The following is a 17,415-nucleotide window of genomic DNA, read 5'->3' on the forward strand; positions in this document are numbered from 1 at the left end:
GCCCCCTCGCTCCCCTAGCAAGCGCCCATGCCCAGCTGCATCAGCGCCAGGCCGCCCCGGTGCCAGCCCCACCAGGCCAGCAGCAACAATAGAATGCCGAGGCCCAGGCCGGCACCGCGCAGCAGCCAGCGGTTCATGCCGCGCTGGCCTGCAAACGCGCCACCGGCCGCTCGCGCACCGGCCAGTTCAGTGCCGCAGCCAACAGACTAAGGAGAATCGCCACCTGCCAGATCAAGTCGTAGCTCCCGGTACGGTCATACACCACGCCCCCCAGCCAACCACCAAGGAAAGACCCCAATTGGTGGAACAGGAACACAATGCCGCCGAGCATGGACAGGTTGCGCACGCCAAACAAGGTGGCCACGGTGCCGTTGGTCAAAGGCACGGTGGACAGCCAGAGAAAGCCCATGGCCATGCCGAACAGATAGGCGCTGGCCTGAGTCACCGGCAACCACAGGAACAGCCCGATCACCACCGCCCGTAGCATATACAGGCCCGTCAGCAGGCGCGGCTTGGACATCCGCCCACCCAGCCAGCCGGCGGTATAGGTACCAAAGATATTGAACAGGCCAATCAGGGCCAGCACCGTGGTGCCCACGGTCGCCGGCAAGTGCTGGTCCACCAGATACGCCGGCAAGTGCACGCCGATGAACACCACCTGGAAGCCACAGACGAAAAAGCCGAATGCCAACAGCCAGAACCCTGAATGGGAACAGGCTTCACGCAAGGCCTCCATGAGGCTCTGCTCATGTCCCAGCGCCGGCAGCGGTTTGTCCTTGAGCATGCTCACCAATGGCACGATCAAGGCCACCAGCAAGCCCAGCACCAGCAGCGCCGTAGACCAGCCCAGCCAGCCGATCAGCCCCAGGGTTCCGGGGAGCATGGCAAATTGGCCGAAGGAACCTGCCGCACTGGCAATCCCCATGCCCATGCTGCGTTTTTCCGGCGGCAAGGCGCGGCCGACAACACCGAGAATTACCGAGAAGGACGTACCCGACAGACCTATGCCGATCAGCAGCCCGGCACTCAGGGACAGGGTCAGGGCCGAATCCGACAGCCCCATGAACACCAGCCCGACCGCGTACAGCACGCCACCCACCAGCACCACTTTCGCCGCACCAAAACGATCGGCCAAGGCTCCGGTAAAAGGCTGGGCCAGCCCCCAGATCAGGTTCTGCAGGGCAATGGCGAAGGCGAAGACTTCGCGCCCCCAGCCAAACTGCGCGCTCATGGGCGGCAGGAACAGGCCGAAGCCATGCCTGATCCCCAGCGACAAGGCCAGGATCAATGCGCTGCCGAGAAGCACCCATCCGCTGGTACGCCAAATCGATGACATTTTTATTCTCCAGTTACGGGTATATACCCGCTTATAGTCGAACGAAAGGCGCTCAAGACAGTTCGTTCAGCAAGGCCAACAAGGTTTCACGCTTTTCCACACCCAGGCGATCGATCAACCGCTGCTGAGCCGCTTCCCACGCAGGCAAGGCCGCCACCAGCCGCTCATGCCCGGCCTCGGTCAACAGCACCAGCCGGTTTCGCTGATCGTCGCCTTCCTGCAGGCGCACCAGCCCTGCAGCTTCCAGGACCCGCACATTGCGCCCGAGCGTGCTGCGATCCAGCCCCATGGCTTCCGCCAGGCTGGAAATGCTTGGCTGATCAAGGCGCAACAGGTTGTTCAGCAGAGAATACTGGGCAACGTTGATCCCGAAGCCATCAAGGGCGCCGTCGTAGTACCTGCTGACGCCACGGGCGGCGCGACGCAGGTTGGTGCACAAACACTGAGAGGGAAGCATGATGCGTGTATATACCCGTGATTATTCCAAGGCAAGATTTTTCATGAAAATCGTCAATCCCGTGCTCCACTCAAAACAGCGCCACCCCGAGCAATACGGCAGTTTCCAACAGTTCAAGCACAGCCCCGGCAGTGTCTCCAGTGGTACCACCCAGGCGCCGCATCATCACTTGCCGCAGCCAGAAGAACAGCACAGTGGCCAGCAGCACTGCCCATAACCCGCTGTAGCCTCCCAGCAGCAAACAGGCCAGTACGCTCAAGCCCAGCACTTGCCGCCCGGCCACACGTGGCAGGTGGTCAGCCAGCGCCTGCCCCAGCCCACCGGCACGCACATAAGGCGTGCAGAGAAACAGGCCCAGCAATGCCCCGCGGCCGATCAGCGGCGCCAGCAACAAGGCAAAGCCCTGCTGCTGTTCGATCAGCGCCACCAGGGCGGTGAACTTGAGCAGCAGCACCAGCACCAGGGTCACCACGGCGATCGGACCACTACGGGGGTCCTTCATGATGCTCAGGGTCCGCTCTCGATCGCCAAAGCCCCCCAGCCAGGCATCGGCACTGTCCGCCAGGCCATCCAGGTGCAGACCACCGCTGAGCAGGACCCAGGCGGTCAGCAGCAAGGCCGCATGCAGCAACAGGGGAATACCGCCCAGCATGGCATTCAGCACCCACAACAGCACGCCGAACAGCAGCCCCACCAACGGATAGAACAACAGCGAGCGGCCCAGCTCTTCAGGCCGAGGCATGCCCGGCAGGCGGACCGGCAGGCTGCTGAGAAACTGCAAGGCAATCCAGAACGGCAACATCTCAGCCCTCCTCGCTCATCCGGCCTTCGCTGGCGACCTGCAGACGAAACAGCGCGCCATGACCCACTTCAACGTTCAACAACTGCTGGCGCGGCAGCCCTCGAGCCCGGGCCAGCAGCAAGCGCATGACCCCGCCATGGCTGACCAGCAGCACACGCTGCCCGGCGCAGGCCTGGTACAAGCGCTCTATCGCCCCCAGCACCCGCAGGGAGAACAGCTCTACCGGCTCGCCCCCAGGCGGGGTGAATGCATAGGGATCGGCCCAGAAACGCCCCAGATCATCGGCGTCGGTTTCCATCAGCGCCGCCGCGCTCTGCCCTTCCCAGGCGCCAAAGTGCAGTTCCTGAAGATCAGGCTCGAGGCTCAGCGGCAACTGCAGCTGCTCCGCCATTTCTTGGGCGAAACGCGCACAGCGCTGCAATGGCGAACTCAGTACCCGGTCCCAGGGACCCCGCCCCTGGACAGCTTCGCGCATCTGTTGCCAGCCCGTTGCAGTCAACGCATCGTCCAGGCTGCCGCGCAGGCCACCACCCAGTTCGGTTTCACCGTGGCGCAACAGGTCCAGGCGCAAGGTCATACCGGACGATCCGCCACCGCTGCTTCGGCGAAAGTCGCCATCTGCCCGTGCAGGTCACAGGCCAGCCGCAGCAACGGCACTGCCAGGGCGGCGCCGCTGCCTTCACCCAGGCGCAGGCCCAGGTCCAGCAAGGGTTCGGCTTGCAGGGTCTGCAGCACATGCCGGTGCCCGGGCTCGGCGCCCTGGTGGGCGAACAGCAACCAGGGCGCGCAGGCCGGATTCAGACGCACCGCCACCAACGCGGCGACGCTGCAGATGAAACCGTCCACCAGCACCGCAATGCCCTCCTGGGCACACGCCAGGTAAGCCCCCACCAGCGCCGCCACTTCAAAGCCACCCAGGTTGAACAGGGTCTGCAAGGCATCGCCGCGAGAGGCATCGTGCAGCGCCAGGGCACGCTCGATAACCTGCGCCTTGTGATTGACCCCCTCGGCATTCAGGCCGGTGCCCGGCCCGGCCAGTTGTGCCACTGGAATCCCCAGCAGGGCACAGGCAATGGCACTGGCTGCGGTGGTATTGCCGATACCCATTTCACCGCCGATAAACAGCTGGGCGCCGTCGGCATGAGCCCGCAGCGCGCTGTCGCGGCCGGCTTGCAGGGCCTGCTCGCCTTGTGCATGGGTCATGGCCGGCCCCTGGACAAAATTCTGCGTGCCAGCCCCCAGGTTCAGGTGGCGCACCCCCGGCAGGTTCAAGCCTGGCGTCACTGTGCCCAGATCCACCACCTCCAGTTGCGCCTGCAGTTGCCGGGCCAGCACGCTGATGGCCGCTCCGCCGCTGACGAAGTTCAACAACATCTGCCCGGTGACTTCCTGCGGGTAGGCGGAAACGCCCTCGGCCACCACCCCATGGTCACCGGCGAAGATGGCGATCCATAGCCGCTCGATGCCGGGCTTGAGCCGTCCTTGCAGGCCCGCCAGGCGTACCGCCAGTGGCTCCAGGCGCCCGAGAGAGCCGGCCGGCTTGGTCAGTTGCTGCTGACGCGCCAGGGCCTGCTCGACCATCTGGGTGTCGATTGCCTTGCACGGTTCCAGCCACCAGGAGTTACTCATAACGCAGTTCCTTTCAAAGTCAGGGGCAGGCCGGCGACCGTCAGCACCACTCGCTGACAACGCTCGGCCAGGGCTTGATGCAGCCAACCGGCTTCATCCACATAGCGGCGAGTCAATTCGCCCAGCGGCACGACACCCATTCCGGTTTCGTTGCTGACAAAAATGATCTCCCCCGGCAAGTTCGCCAGGCAATGCAACAAGGCCTCGCGTTCGGCGGCCAGACGCTCGGGGTCCTCAAGCATCAGCAGGTTCGTCAGCCACAGGGTCAGGCAGTCCACCAGCAGGCAGCGCCCTTCGCCGGCAGATTCCTGCAGCACCCGGGCCAGCTCCAGCGGCTCCTCGATCAAGCCCCAATGGGCCGGACGCCGCTCGCGATGATGGGCAATGCGTTGATTCATCTCGCCATCCAGGGGCTGGCTGGTGGCGATGTAGGTCACCGCCAGGGCGCTGTCACCGGCGAGCTTTTCAGCGAGGCGGCTCTTGCCGGACCGGGCACCGCCGAGGATCAGTTGCAACATGCTTGGGCACCTCTGATAGGGAAGACGGCCTGGGTTGAGCGCTCAAAGGCCACAGAGCCGACGCAGTGCAGCGGTGTCCAGGTGATGCTCCACCAGGTCCGCCAGACGCTCGATATCGCGTTCACGCAAGGCGTGGTAATCCACCTCCTGCACCGCTTCGAGCCCGGCCCAGCGCAGCAGCGCACTGCAGGCCGCAGGGGTTTCGAACAGACCGTGCAGGTAAGTCCCGAGGATCTGCCCGTCGGCGCTGCAGGCGCCATCGCTGCGACCGTCGTCCAGTTGCACGGCGGCCAGCTCCAGGGCCGGCCCGCGAGTGACCCCGGCGTGAATTTCATAACCACTGACCGCGGCATTCTCCAGGCTCAGGCGACCGCTGACGTTACGCAGCTGTTTCTCTTCTTCGAGCACGGTTTCAAATGCCAGCAGGCCCAGGCCGGGGCTGGAGCCCGCAGCGCCTTCGAGCCCGAGCGGGTCATGCACCTGCTCGCCAAGCATTTGCAGGCCACCGCAGATGCCCAGCACTTTGCCGCCGTAGCGCAGGTGGCGGGCAATCGCCCGATCCCAGCCGTTGCTGCGCAGGTAGGCCAGATCGCCCCGTACGCTTTTCGAGCCGGGGAGGATGATCAGATCGGCAGCAGGAATCGCCTGGCCGGGGCCGATGAATTGCAAGTCGACCTGAGGATGCAGGCGCAACGGATCGAAATCCGTGTGATTGCTGATGCGCGGCAGCACCGGCACCACCACCTTGAGCAACTGTTCGACCTTGCCCACCTGGCGTTGGTCGATACCGTCCTCGGCTTCCAGGTGCAGGTCCAGGACATAGGGCAGCACGCCGATCACCGGCTTGCCGGTGCGGGCCTCCAGCCAGTCCAGGCCCGGTTGCAGCAACGCCAGGTCGCCACGAAAGCGGTTGATGATGAAGCCCTTTACCCGAGCCTGCTCACTGGGAGACAGCAGTTCCAGGGTGCCCACCAAATGGGCGAAGACCCCACCGCGGTTGATGTCGGCGATCAGCAGCACCGGGCAGTCCACCGCCTCGGCAAAGCCCATGTTGGCAATATCGCCGGCCCGCAGGTTGATCTCCGCCGGCGAGCCGGCGCCTTCCACCATCACCACCTGATAAGCGCTTTTCAGGCGCTCATGGGAAGCCAGTACGGCCTGCATGGCGATGGCCTTGTAGTCGTGATAGGCCACGGCGTTCATGCTGGTCACGGCGCGGCCGTGAATGATTACCTGAGAGCCGGTATCGCTGTTGGGCTTGAGCAGCACCGGGTTCATGTCGGTGTGGGGCGCCAGATTGGCCGCCTGGGCCTGGACGGCCTGGGCCCTGCCGATCTCGCCGCCATCGGCAGTCACCGCACTGTTGAGGGCCATGTTCTGGGGCTTGAACGGCACCACGCTGACACCCTGGCGCCGCAGCCAACGGCACAGGGCCGTCACCAGGGTGCTCTTGCCGGCATCCGAGGTGGTGCCTTGAACCATCAGAGTGCTCATGGATATTCCTTGCGATAGGCCTGCAGCGCCTGTTCCAGGCGATCCCAATCGGCCTCCTCGGCGGGCAGGCCGAAGCGCAGGCTGCTGTTATGAGTGAACAGCCGCAGGAGAATGCCGCGGCGCGCCATGAAGTGATAAAGCGATTCGGCCTCGGCACTGATCAGCCACTGAAACAGCGCGCAACCGCCCTGGGGCTTGAGACCATGGCGCTCGAGGACTTCAACCAGACGCTCGCTCGCCGCTTCGCTGCGCAACCTTTGCCGGGCGTGCCCCTGGGTATCGCGCAGGCAGGCCTGCCCCACCACCCGGGTCGGCCCGCTGACTGCCCAGGGTCCGACCTGCTCCGCCAGCAGTTTGAGCAGCCGGCGCTCGGCCAGGACAAAACCCAGGCGTACTCCGGCCAGGCCAAAGAACTTGCCGAACGAACGCAACACAATCAGCCCCACCTGATGGGCGTGGCGGGCCAGGCTCAGGTGCGGGGTGTTGTCCATGAAGGCTTCATCCACCACCAGCCAGCCACCACGCTGAGCCAGGCGCGCGTGCCAGTCCAGCAGGCGCTCCGGGGTCAGGCTCAGTCCGGTAGGGTTGTTCGGGTTGACCACCACCAGCACATCGAGGCTGTCGAGGAAGAAATCCACTTCCTGCTCCAGCACTTCGCGTACCCGGTAGCCGCTGCGGCGCCAGGCTTCGGCATGCTCGGCATAACAGGGCGACAGCACACCGACCTTGCCCGCTCGACGCAAGCGCGGAAGCAACTGGATTGCTGCCTGGGAGCCGGCCACCGGCAGCACTTCACTGGCGCCATAGTATTCGCGGGCCGCCTGTTCCAGTCCGTCATCGGTTTCCGGCAGGCGCGCCCAGGCACGCAGCGCAATGGGCGGCAGGGGAAACGGCCAGGGCGCCAACCCGCTGGACAAGTCCAGCCAGGCATCTTCGGCAATCCCGTATTGCTCGGCCGCCTTGCGCAGTCGTCCGCCGTGCTCAAGCATAGAATTCAGCCCCCAGGCAAAGAATCAGCAGCCACAGCCAGACACCCCGCTGCACCAGCTGCCAGCCACGATCAATGGAACCGGCACTGGCCGGCTCGCCTTCACCCAGTTGCGGGCGCTGATGCAGCTCACCGTGATAAATCGCTGCGCCACCCAGTTCCACTCCCAGGGCGCCCGCCCCGGCCGCCATCACCGGGCCAGCATTCGGGCTGTCCCAGGTCGGGCCCTGGCGGTGCCAGCACTTGAGTGCCAGCCGGGTCTTGCCCAGCAAGGCGTAAGTCAGGGCCACCAGGCGCGCGGGAATGTAATTGAGCAGGTCGTCAATCTTCGCCGCAGCCCAGCCAAAACGTTCGAAGCGCTCGTTGCGGTAGCCCCACATCGCATCCAGGGTATTGCTCAGACGGTAGAGCACCACCCCGGGCGCGCCGGCCACGGCAAACCAGAACAGCGCGGCGAACACCGCGTCGCTGCCGTTTTCCAGCACCGATTCGGTGGCCGCGCGGGCCACTTCGGTGGCGTCCAGCTCGCTGGTCTGGCGACTCACCAGAAACCCCACCCGGCGGCGCGCTTCTTCCAGATCGTCACTGCGCAACGCCTGGGCCACCGGCTCCACATGCTCGCCGAGGCTGCGCAGGCCCAAGGCGCAGTACAACGCCAGGATTTCCACCAGCCAGCCGACGTAGGGCAACCAGGACAGCGCTGTGGCCACCAGGGTCAGGGGCACCACCGCCAGCACCCAGGCGGTGACGCCATGGCTGCGCCAGCCACGGCCGGCGGAGTTGAAACGTTGCTCGATACGATCGGCCACACGGCCGAACGCCACCAGCGGATGCCAGCGCCTGGGTTCGCCCAGCAGCGCATCCAGCGCGACCCCGGCGACACTCAGCAAGGCCACACTCATTGACTCACTCCCCAGTAATTCTCATACAACAACTCACTCAGCGGCCGCGGTTGCGCCCAGCCTTCCAGTGCCAGCATCGGCGCCGGGTAGAATTCGGTGACCGGGCCCAGGCACAGCACGGCCACGGGCTTGGCACCTGCCGGCAGCCCCAGCAGATCGGCCAGGGCCTGAGGATCGAACAAAGACACCCACCCCATTCCCAGGCCTTCGCTGCGGGCCGCCAGCCACAGGTTCTGGATGGCGCAGGACAGGGACGCCAGGTCCATCTCCGGCAGGGTCCGACGGCCGAAGATGTGTCGTTCGCGGTCATCCATCAAGGCGGCCACCAGCACCTCGGCACAATCGCTGATGCCTTCGACCTTGAGCTTCATGAACTCGTCGGAACGCTCACCCAGGGCTTGGGCGGTGCGCACCCGCTCCGCCTCCACCAACTGCTGGATGTGCTTGCGCAACAGGCGGTCGCTGATGCGAATAAAACGCCAGGGCTGCATCAACCCGACACTGGGCGCCTGATGCGCTGCTTCCAGCAAGCGCCGCAGCACTGCCGGCTCGACACTGCCACCCGCGAAATGACGCATGTCGCGGCGCTCAGCGATGGCCCGATAGACCCCCTCGCGCTGCGCCTCAGAGAACCCCTGCTCACTCACCCGCCACGCCCTCGGCTAAAACCGGCTGAACAGGCGCGCCCGGCGCAAACAACGCCGCCACCGCCGCCGGATTGGACGGGAAATAGAAGTGCACATAAGAGGCCGTCATCCGTCCCTGGCGATACACCGCTTCCGCGCCGCGCCCGCCGTTGGGGCTGAGCCCACGGGCGATGGGCAGCAGCTCGGTGCTGGTCAGGGAATGGTGATAGGTGTGGCCGCGCAGATTGCCTTCGGGCAACTCCACCGCTTGCAAGGCCAGTGCCGCCAGGCGCTTCTGCATTACCGCATCTCCGGGCAGCAGGCCCAGGAGCTCGGCACGCTGGCCTTCGACATCGGTCAGGGAGTCCAGCAGGTAGAGCATGCCGCCGCACTCGGCGAGCAGCGGCTTGCCGGCCGCGTGATGGGCACGAATGGCCTGCAGCATGCGGCTGTTGCGGGCCAGGGCCTGATGGTGCAACTCGGGATAGCCGCCGGGCAGGTACAGGCTGTCCGCGTCGGGCAGTTGGGTATCGTGGATCGGCGAGAAGAAGCTCAAGTGCGCCCCCATGGCTCGCAACAGATCGAGGCTGGCGCCATAGGTGAAGGCAAACGCCTCGTCCCGCGCCACGGCAATCCGCACGCCCTTCAGCAGCGGCGCGCAATCCACCGGCGTGGGTGAAGCAAAACTCACCGCTGGCGGCAGTTCCACCTGGCAACTGCTGGCCAGGGCCTCGGCGGCGGCATCCAGGCGCAGGTCCAGATCATTCAGCTCGCTGGCCTGCACCAGCCCCAGATGGCGGCTGGGCAGCTCGATATCGGTTTCCCGGGACAAGGCGCCATACCAGCGCAAGCCTTCCGTCAGGCTGCCTTCCAGCAACTGCGCATGGCGCAGGGTACCAACCCGGTTGGCCAGCACCCCGGCAAACGGCAGGTCCGGCTGGTAGCGCGCCAGGCCCAGAGCCAGGGCGCCGAAGGTCTGGGCCATGGCGGTGCCATCGATCACCCCCAGCACCGGCACGCCGAAATGCCGCGCCAGATCGGCGCTGGAAGGGGTGCCATCGAACAGGCCCATGACCCCTTCGATCAGAATCAGGTCGGCCTCTCCCGCCGCCTCCCAGAGCAGACGGCGGCTTTCCTGCTCGCCCACCATCCACATGTCCAACTGGTACACGGCGGCACCACTGGCGCGCTCAAGAATCATCGGGTCGAGGAAATCCGGGCCGCACTTGAAAACCCGGACCTTGCGCCCCCGGTTTCGGTGCAAGCGGGCCAGGGCCGCGGTCACCGTGGTCTTGCCCTGGCCGGAAGCCGGTGCGGCGATCAACACTGCCGGGCAATGACGAACATCAGTCATGAATTCACGCTCACAGCTCGACACCTTTCTGCGCCTTGATCCCGGCCTGGAAGGCGTGCTTGACCATGCCCATCTCGGTCACGGTATCGGCCAGCTCGATCATCTCCGGCTTGGCGCCGCGACCGGTCACTACCACATGCTGCATGGGCGGACGTGCCTGCAGGTCACTGAGCACCTGATCCAGATCCAGGTAGCCGTGCTTGAGGGCAATGTTCAGTTCGTCGAGCACCACCAGGCCAATATCCGGGTTGCTCAGCAACTCCCTGGAAACCGCCCAGGCGGCTTCAGCCGCAGCAATATCGCGCTGGCGATCCTGGGTTTCCCAGGTAAAGCCTTCGCCCATCACGTGAAAGCGCACCTGCTCGGGGAAACGCCGGAAGAACAGTTCTTCGCCGGTGCTGTTACGCCCCTTGATGAACTGCACCACGCCACACTGCATACCGTGGCCCATGGACCGCGCCAGCATGCCGAAGGCCGAGCTGCTCTTGCCCTTGCCGTTGCCGGTCAATACCAGCAGCAGGCCGCATTCGTTGGGCGAGTTGGCAATGCGTTCATCGATCACGGCTTTTTTGCGCAACATGCGCGCCAGATGGCGCTCGTCACGATCGGGGGATTCACTCATGGGGCAGCTCTCCGTTGGGGCTGGGGAACGGGGGGCAGGGAAAAGGAACAGACGGCGCTAGCCTGGCATCGCCCACCGTGATGCCGTTGGATGGATCAGGCCGGTCTCCGGGCTCATGAGCGGCATGGCTGCCGGACTGCGCGCCTTCCCGTGTCATTGACACAGTGGCGTCAGGCGCAGTCTTGACTCATCTACCGTTGCGGGGGCAGCGCCGGAATCGTCGTCGGCTCCATCATTGGAACAGACCCTGACCGGCTTCCCTGTTTCACTCTGTCGGCCACCGGCCACAGAGCACCTGAAACAAGTCGCGAAGGTTAGAGGGTTGGGGGTGGAGCGTCAATTAAAGCCGGCCGTCGCCCCCGGCACAAAACTGCACTGCATCAATAAACTGACGCCAATCTTGTGCCACACTCAGAGCAATGATATCAAATAGCCACTTTTCAGCGCCCCCGGCGCCAACCACACAACAATAAGGGGTAAGTTCGATGCAAGGCATGATCATCAGCAATCCGAAGCTGGAATTCCTGCGCCCGATGCTGGAACGCTGGTTCGATTGCATCGATCGCTACAACGCGGTTCGCGGCGATAACGAAACGCCCTACTGGTTCGACGAGCAGGCCAATCTCGGGCTGCTCAGCGCGGCGGCCTGGATGGCCGAGATGGTCAGCCTGGAACACAGCCCCAGCAGGAAACAGCAGGAAGAAGGTGCGCGCAACGCCCGCACCGACCTGTACCTGGCCACCAAGGAAGAGCGCGCCTACATACACGCCACCCAGCGCTGGCCAAGGGTCAACAGCCTGAACCTGACCCAGGCACTGCTGGACGTTGCCCAGGATGCAAGAAAGATCAGCTACGCCAGCGACCTGAGACTGGGTTGCCTGTTCGTTGCCCCACAAAAATCCCAGCACAGCGCTACGCCGGAAGAGCTCCAGGACATGCTCGACGAACTGCAGAAGGAGCACTGCTGCGCCGTGGCCTGGTACTTCCCCTATGCCTATCGCAAGCTGCACAACGAGGCCGGCCACTACCACCCGGGCGTCGCCGTGCTCTTCAAGGAGGCCCGCTGATCGGGCGGAACCATCGACTGGCTATGCTTCTCTATGACTACGACGTCCGTGCACTCATAGGGAAATTCGCATGCTCAAGCTTCAGCACAGCCTACTGATCGCCATCGCCGCCGGCCTCGCCGCCTGCGGCGAAACTTCCAGCCTGCAGGTATCCGACGGCACCGGCCCCAACCCCAAGCTGCCAGAACCTAACCCGACGCTGATCCCCACGGTCAACATCGCCCCCGCCATCGGCTGGCCGCAAGGTGCAAAACCCCAGGCCGCGGCCGGCACCCAAGTCAAGGCTTTCGCCGAGAACCTCGACCATCCACGCTGGCTCTACGTCCTGCCCAATGGCGATGTGCTGGTGGCGGAAACCAACGCCCCGCCCAAACCGGATGACAGCCAGGGCATTCGCGGCTGGATCGCCGGCAAGATCATGGGCCGTGCCGGGGCGGCCGTGCCCAGCGCCAACCGCATCACCCTGCTAAGGGACCAGGATCACGATGGTGTGGCGGAGACCCGCACAGTGTTTCTGGAGAACCTCAATTCGCCCTTTGGCATGACCCTGGTGGGCAATGACCTGTATGTGGCCGATACCGACAAGCTACTGCGCTTTCCCTATCAGAGCGGCGACACCCAGATCAGCGCAGCCGCCACCAAGGTGGTCGACCTGCCCGGCGGCACCCTCAACCATCACTGGACCAAGAACGTTAGCGCCAGCAAGGACGGCAGCAAGCTCTACGTCACCGTGGGCTCCAACAGCAACGTCGGCGAAAACGGCCTGGACAAGGAGCAAGGCCGAGCGGCGATCTGGGAGGTGGACCGTGAAAGCGGCCAGCACCGCCTGTTCGCCACCGGCCTGCGCAACCCCAATGGCCTGGCCTGGGAGCCGGCCAGCGGCGCACTCTGGACCGCAGTCAACGAGCGGGACGAAATCGGCAGCGACCTAGTGCCGGACTACATCACCTCGGTCAAGGATGGCGCGTTCTATGGCTGGCCCTTCAGCTACTACGGGCAACATGTGGATGTACGGGTCGAGCCGCAGAACCTCGACCTGGTGGCCAAGGCCATCGCCCCGGACTACGCGGTAGGCCCGCACACCGCGTCGCTGGGGCTGACCTTCGCCGACGGCAGCAAGCTCCCCGCCCCCTTCACCGAAGGCGCCTTCATCGGCCAGCACGGTTCCTGGAACCGCAAACCCCATAGCGGCTACAAGGTGATTTTCGTGCCATTCAGCGCCGGCAAGCCCAATGGAGCGCCGATCGATGTGCTTAGCGGCTTTCTCAATGCCGACGAGAAGGCCATGGGACGCCCGGTCGGAGTGGTGATCGACCAGCAAGGCGGGTTATTGGTGGCCGACGATGTCGGCAACAAGATCTGGCGAGTCTCCGCCGCCAAAGCCCCCTAGGCTCAACGCTTGCGGCACAGCGTCAGACCATCTCCCAGCGGCAGCAGCGACAGATCGATACGCGAGTCATCCTTCAAGGCGCGATTGAGCGCCTGGATGGCTCGGGTATCCTCGCTCAGGGAATCGGTCTCCAGCACGCGCCCGCTCCACAGGGTGTTATCGAACACCAGCAGCCCGCCAACGCGCAGCAGGCCCAGCGCGACCTCCAGGTAGGCCGGGTAGTTGGCCTTGTCGGCATCGATGAAGATCAGGTCGAAACAGCCAAGCTGCCCCGCTCGCTCCAGGCTGGCCAGGGTATCCAGGGCCGGGGCCAGGCGCAGTTCGATGCGCTGGCCCACCCCCGCCTCCTGCCAGTAGCGCAGGGCCGTAGCGTTGTAGTCGCCGGGAATGTCGCAGCAGATCAGAGAACCGTCTTCAGGCAGCGCCTGGGCCATGCACAGGGCGCTGTAGCCGGTGAAGGTGCCGACCTCCAGCACGCGACGGGCGCCGGTCAACTTCACCAGCAACGCGAGGAACTGGCCCTGCTCGGGCGCCACCTGCCAACGGGCGGTGGGCATTGCCTGGGTTTCATCCCGCAGACGACGCAGCAGGGGCGTTTCACGCAGGGAAACGTCCAGCAGGTAATGGTAGAGGGCATCGTCGAGGTTCAGCGTCCGAGCGGTCACAGGCACCTCGACCAGAGAAGATTAGGGATTGCGCGCCAGGTGTTCTGGCTGCAGGACGCGCTTCGCGCTCAGGTAGGCCTTCTGCCAATAGGCCTTGGACAGGCTGTCGAGCTTCACCGTGCCGCCGGTAGCCGGCGCATGCACGAAGCGCCCTTCCCCCACGTAGATGCCCGCATGGCTGACCTGGGAGCCGCCATTGGTGGCGAAGAAGATCAGATCGCCGGTCTGCAGCGCGTTCTTGCCCACATCCGGCGCCTGCATGCCGATCATTTCCCGGGTTGAACGCGGCAGGGAAATACCCGCCGCATCGCGGTAGACGTAACCGATCAGGCCACTGCAGTCGAAACCGGAATCCGGGGTGTTGCCGCCCCAGCGATAAGGCGTGCCCACCAGCCCAAGGGCGCGGAACAGCACGTCTTCGGCAACCGGAGAGAAGGTTTGGGAGGAGTTGAACACCGGAGCACGCACCACAGGCGCAGGCGGCGGGGTACGGCTGGCACAGGCGCTGAGCAGCGCTGCGAGGGCAATAAGAGCAAAACGGGCTGAGGTCGACATAAGCTGGACAATCCTGATCGGGATGCGGCTTTCTCTGCCGTGGCACTGAAAACAAAACCGCGTAAGCAAGGCTTACGCGGTTAGTTTCAACAATAGATCAGGATTCTAGCGCCTACACGCCAAACTTCAAGTAAGACTTTAACTTCGCCCTACAAATAGTCCGCTTATTTGCGTGCAGTGACCACGGTTGGAGCCATGGCAAGTGCGCGCTTGGCTTCGATGAAGGTCTTGCTCCAGTAGCTATCGCCCAGGCTGTCGACCCGCACACCGCCACTGCGACGGCTGCTGGAGTGGATGAACTGGTCATCGCCCAGGTAGATACCTGCGTGGCTGACGCGCCCACGGCCGTTGGTGCTGAAGAACAGCAGATCACCCGGTTTGAGATTGTTGCGCGCTACCAGAGGCGCTTTCACGTTGATCATTTCGCGAGTGGAACGCGGCAGGTTCATGCCCGCCTCTTCACGAAACAGATAACCGATGAAACCGCTGCAATCGAAGCCGGCTTCCGAGGTACCGCCGAAACGGTAACGGGTACCGATCAGGGACATGCCGCGCTCGAGGATGCTGTCAGCCAGAACTGGCAACTGGTAAGGCTTGCTGTCAGAGAACTCTGCCAGTTCCTTTTCAGTTGCCAGCTCTTCCTGATAAACAGCGGAAGACTGGTTTTTGACGGAGACTTGAGCCTGCTGGACAGGTTGCTGCTGGGACACCGGAGTGTGGGAGGCGCAACCAAACAACAGGGTGACGAGTGCGAGAGGCACGAGGGGTGCGAAGCGATTTAGCATGGGCACGACCGTGGCTTGAAATAAAAGAAGACGCGACTATGCCTTCTATCGCCCTCATTTGCAAATTCAATCGATCAGAATGTGACTTATGAGTTTCTTCCGTACATCTAAGGCTTTAAGCCCATTTTAAGTCCGCCCACCTCTGGAAACCCTTCCAAAGGTGCGTTTTCTGGCGCCTGGAATATGCCGAAGGTCGCCCCCGAAAGCCCTGGAAGCCTTGTCTTTACCAGCCCAGAGTCTCTTTCAGAAAAGGGATGGTCAGCTTGCGCTGGGCCTGCAACGAAGCCTGGTCGAGGCGCTCGAGAAGCTCGAACAGGGCACTCATGCTGCGGGTACCGCGGGTCAGGATGAAATGCCCGACCTCGTCGGTCAGATGCAGCCCCCGGCGGGATGCCCTTAGCTGCAAGGCACGCAATTTGTCTTCGTCGGAGAGCGGGCGCATCTGAAAGATCAGTGCCAGGGTCAGGCGAGACTTCAAATCCGCCAGCTTCACCGGCAACTCGCGAGGCGAGGTCGAGGCCGCGATCAACAGGCGCCGGCCACTGTCGCGCAAGCGGTTGAACAGATGAAACAGCGCTTCTTCCCAATCCGCCTTGCCAGCCACAGCCTGCAGGTCATCCAGGCAGACCAGCTCATACTGTTCCAGGTTGTCGAGAATCTCGATACCGCGATCCAGAAGCTCCGCCAGCGGCAGATACACCGCCGGCTCCCCCAACTGCTCGAAACGCAGGCACGCGGCCTGCAGCAAGTGCGTGCGGCCCACGCCATCCTTGCCCCAGAGGTAGATCAGGCTTTCGGTCCAGCCGGCGTCGGCTTCGCAGAGGCGCTCGACGTAGCCGAGTGCTGCGGCATTGGCGCCTGGGTAGTAGTTGATGAAGGTGGCGTCATCACGCAGACGCACACCTAGGGGCAGCTGAATCGGTTTCATGCTGACTGAACAGTTCCAAAGGAACCGTTAGTGGCCTCTGTGTAAAGTTTGCAAAGTTTATACCCGTGACGCCGAGCGCACAATGCAGCAGACCACAAGCAAAATCAAAGGTTTGCGACAGCCAAACGCAATCGAAGGGCGCTCCTTGACAGCTACCGTGACGGCCGGCCAAGCGCCGCCAACCGTCACGAAGGCCCGCGCGCCCCTTTACAACTCGGGGTCTTCAGCACCGCTGTAGAGATCCGAATCCTTGTACAGATCATGCACATGGCGCACCAGCACCATGATCACCGCTGCCACCGGCAGCGCCAGCAGCACCCCGGTAAAACCGAACAGTTCGCCGCCGGCAAGAATGGCAAAGATCACCGCCACCGGGTGCAGGCCGATGCGATCGCCCACCAGCAACGGCGTCAGCACCATGCCCTCAAGGGCTTGCCCCACCATGAATACCGCGACAATGCCGATCATCGGATAGAGGTCGCCACCGAACTGGAACAGCCCGGCAATCAGCGCCGCGCCAATGCCGATGACAAAGCCCATATACGGCACGATTGCCGCCAGACCGGCAATCAGACCGATCAACAGCCCCAGCTCCAGCCCCACCAGCATCAGGCCCGCGGCGTAGATCACCCCGAGAGCCAGCATCACCAGCAATTGCCCGCGAACAAAAGCCCCCAGCACTTCATGGCACTCCCCGGCCAGAGACACCACCTGCTCTTCGCGGCTGCGTGGCAACAGGCTGCGGATCTTGGCCATCATCAAGTCCCAGTCCCGCAGCAGATAGAAGCTGACCACCGGGATCAGCACCAGATTGGCCAGCCAGCCAATCAGCGCCAGGCCCGAAGCCGTTGCCTGGCTCAGCACCACGCCGACGATATCGGTGGTCTGGCCCATGTGCTCGCTGATGGCCGCCTTGACCTTGTCGAACTTCCAGAAGCCGTCCGCCAGACCGAGCTTGGACTGCACCCAGGGCATGGCGCTGTGCTGGACCCAATCGAGCATCTGCGGCGCCAGTTCATAGAGCCGCACCAACTGCTTGGCCAGCATGGGCACCAGCACCAGCAGCAGGGTCATGACGATCAGGGTGAACAGGGCGAATACCGCCACCACGCCCCAGGTCCGCGACAACCCCCATTGCTCCAGCCGGTCCACCAGCGGATCGAACAGGTAGGCCAGCAACAGCGCCACCAGGAACGGACTGAGGATCGGGTGCAGCAGGTAGACGAACCCGCAGGCCAGGAGCACGACACCCAACCAGACCCAACGACGCGTATCAGCCATATACCTCTCCAGCTTC

20 protein-coding genes and 1 riboswitch are annotated in these 17,415 nt (G+C 63.9%); of the genes, 2 read left to right on the plus strand and 18 right to left on the minus strand.

Going from position 1 to position 17,415, the window contains the following annotated elements:
• Positions 1 to 14: 14 nt before the first annotated feature.
• From KI242_RS32020 to cobO, 13 genes are all read right to left on the minus strand, one after another.
• Positions 15 to 137, minus strand: coding sequence for a hypothetical protein (locus tag KI242_RS32020; RefSeq protein WP_015636629.1), 123 nt, complete (start codon positions 135 to 137; stop codon positions 15 to 17).
• Entirely contained in the window at positions 134 to 1,327 is a 1,194-nt protein-coding gene (locus KI242_RS23085) for an MFS transporter (RefSeq protein ID WP_185057806.1), read from the minus strand. Before KI242_RS23085 ends, KI242_RS32020 begins: the two co-directional genes overlap by 4 nt.
• 61 nt (positions 1,328 to 1,388) lie before the next feature.
• Positions 1,389 to 1,793, minus strand: a complete 405-nt coding sequence (locus tag KI242_RS23090; RefSeq protein WP_015636631.1) for a MarR family winged helix-turn-helix transcriptional regulator — start codon at positions 1,791 to 1,793, stop codon at positions 1,389 to 1,391.
• A 70-nt stretch (positions 1,794 to 1,863) separates the two neighbouring features.
• Entirely contained in the window at positions 1,864 to 2,595 is a 732-nt protein-coding gene (locus KI242_RS23095; RefSeq protein ID WP_077934622.1) for an adenosylcobinamide-GDP ribazoletransferase, read from the minus strand.
• A 1-nt stretch (position 2,596) separates the two neighbouring features.
• Positions 2,597 to 3,172 (minus strand): alpha-ribazole phosphatase family protein, encoded by a 576-nt coding sequence (cobC, locus tag KI242_RS23100; RefSeq protein ID WP_077934623.1) that lies wholly within the window; start codon positions 3,170 to 3,172, stop codon positions 2,597 to 2,599.
• Positions 3,169 to 4,224, minus strand: coding sequence for a nicotinate-nucleotide--dimethylbenzimidazole phosphoribosyltransferase (gene cobT, locus KI242_RS23105; protein WP_077934624.1), 1,056 nt, complete (start codon positions 4,222 to 4,224; stop codon positions 3,169 to 3,171). Before cobT ends, cobC begins: the two co-directional genes overlap by 4 nt.
• Entirely contained in the window at positions 4,221 to 4,742 is a 522-nt protein-coding gene (gene cobU, locus KI242_RS23110) for a bifunctional adenosylcobinamide kinase/adenosylcobinamide-phosphate guanylyltransferase (protein ID WP_041119473.1), read from the minus strand. Before cobU ends, cobT begins: the two co-directional genes overlap by 4 nt.
• A 42-nt stretch (positions 4,743 to 4,784) precedes the next feature.
• A complete protein-coding gene (locus KI242_RS23115; protein WP_053153254.1) occupies positions 4,785 to 6,236 on the minus strand; it encodes a cobyric acid synthase in 1,452 nt (483 codons plus the stop codon).
• The gene (gene cobD, locus KI242_RS23120; RefSeq protein ID WP_011062691.1) at positions 6,233 to 7,225 is read right to left on the minus strand and encodes a threonine-phosphate decarboxylase CobD; all 993 of its coding nucleotides are present in this window, start codon (positions 7,223 to 7,225) and stop codon (positions 6,233 to 6,235) included. Before cobD ends, KI242_RS23115 begins: the two co-directional genes overlap by 4 nt.
• On the minus strand, positions 7,218 to 8,126 hold the full coding sequence (cbiB, locus tag KI242_RS23125) for an adenosylcobinamide-phosphate synthase CbiB (RefSeq protein ID WP_015636637.1): 909 nt from the start codon (positions 8,124 to 8,126) through the stop codon (positions 7,218 to 7,220). The genes cobD and cbiB overlap by 8 nt, the downstream gene beginning before the upstream one ends.
• Complete coding sequence (gene bluB, locus KI242_RS23130) at positions 8,123 to 8,773, minus strand: 5,6-dimethylbenzimidazole synthase (protein WP_011062693.1); 651 nt, start codon at positions 8,771 to 8,773, stop codon at positions 8,123 to 8,125. Before bluB ends, cbiB begins: the two co-directional genes overlap by 4 nt.
• Positions 8,766 to 10,106: a cobyrinate a,c-diamide synthase gene (locus KI242_RS23135; protein WP_077934625.1), complete on the minus strand. Its 1,341-nt coding sequence runs from the start codon at positions 10,104 to 10,106 to the stop codon at positions 8,766 to 8,768. The genes bluB and KI242_RS23135 overlap by 8 nt, the downstream gene beginning before the upstream one ends.
• Before the next feature lie 10 nt (positions 10,107 to 10,116).
• Positions 10,117 to 10,728, minus strand: coding sequence for a cob(I)yrinic acid a,c-diamide adenosyltransferase (cobO, locus tag KI242_RS23140; protein ID WP_015636640.1), 612 nt, complete (start codon positions 10,726 to 10,728; stop codon positions 10,117 to 10,119).
• Positions 10,729 to 10,808: 80 nt separating this feature from the next.
• Positions 10,809 to 11,042: riboswitch (cobalamin riboswitch) on the minus strand.
• Positions 11,043 to 11,213: 171 nt separating this feature from the next.
• On the opposite strand from cobO, the gene KI242_RS23145 reads away from it, so the two are divergent.
• Complete coding sequence (locus KI242_RS23145) at positions 11,214 to 11,795, plus strand: hypothetical protein (protein WP_047288455.1); 582 nt, start codon at positions 11,214 to 11,216, stop codon at positions 11,793 to 11,795.
• Between the two features lie 70 nt (positions 11,796 to 11,865).
• Positions 11,866 to 13,185: a sorbosone dehydrogenase family protein gene (locus KI242_RS23150; RefSeq protein ID WP_123472873.1), complete on the plus strand. Its 1,320-nt coding sequence runs from the start codon at positions 11,866 to 11,868 to the stop codon at positions 13,183 to 13,185.
• Between the two features lie 2 nt (positions 13,186 to 13,187).
• Here KI242_RS23150 and KI242_RS23155 read toward each other — a convergent pair whose 3' ends face one another.
• The 5 genes from KI242_RS23155 to KI242_RS23175 all read right to left on the minus strand — a co-directional run bounded on the left by KI242_RS23155 (position 13,188) and on the right by KI242_RS23175 (position 17,399).
• Positions 13,188 to 13,850 (minus strand): class I SAM-dependent methyltransferase, encoded by a 663-nt coding sequence (locus KI242_RS23155; protein ID WP_041752473.1) that lies wholly within the window; start codon positions 13,848 to 13,850, stop codon positions 13,188 to 13,190.
• Between the two features lie 21 nt (positions 13,851 to 13,871).
• The gene (locus KI242_RS23160) at positions 13,872 to 14,405 is read right to left on the minus strand and encodes a C40 family peptidase (RefSeq protein WP_011062699.1); all 534 of its coding nucleotides are present in this window, start codon (positions 14,403 to 14,405) and stop codon (positions 13,872 to 13,874) included.
• A 164-nt stretch (positions 14,406 to 14,569) separates the two neighbouring features.
• The gene (locus KI242_RS23165) at positions 14,570 to 15,190 is read right to left on the minus strand and encodes an NlpC/P60 family protein (RefSeq protein WP_015636644.1); all 621 of its coding nucleotides are present in this window, start codon (positions 15,188 to 15,190) and stop codon (positions 14,570 to 14,572) included.
• A 223-nt stretch (positions 15,191 to 15,413) separates the two neighbouring features.
• Positions 15,414 to 16,118: a DnaA regulatory inactivator Hda gene (hda, locus tag KI242_RS23170; RefSeq protein WP_007898944.1), complete on the minus strand. Its 705-nt coding sequence runs from the start codon at positions 16,116 to 16,118 to the stop codon at positions 15,414 to 15,416.
• A gap of 207 nt (positions 16,119 to 16,325) precedes the next feature.
• Positions 16,326 to 17,399 (minus strand): AI-2E family transporter, encoded by a 1,074-nt coding sequence (locus KI242_RS23175; RefSeq protein ID WP_011062701.1) that lies wholly within the window; start codon positions 17,397 to 17,399, stop codon positions 16,326 to 16,328.
• Positions 17,400 to 17,415: the final 16 nt, after the last annotated feature.

Origin of the sequence: Pseudomonas sp. Eqa60 (genome assembly GCF_018326405.1) — a bacterium.
In the GTDB taxonomy this organism is placed as follows: domain Bacteria; phylum Pseudomonadota; class Gammaproteobacteria; order Pseudomonadales; family Pseudomonadaceae; genus Aquipseudomonas; species Aquipseudomonas protegens.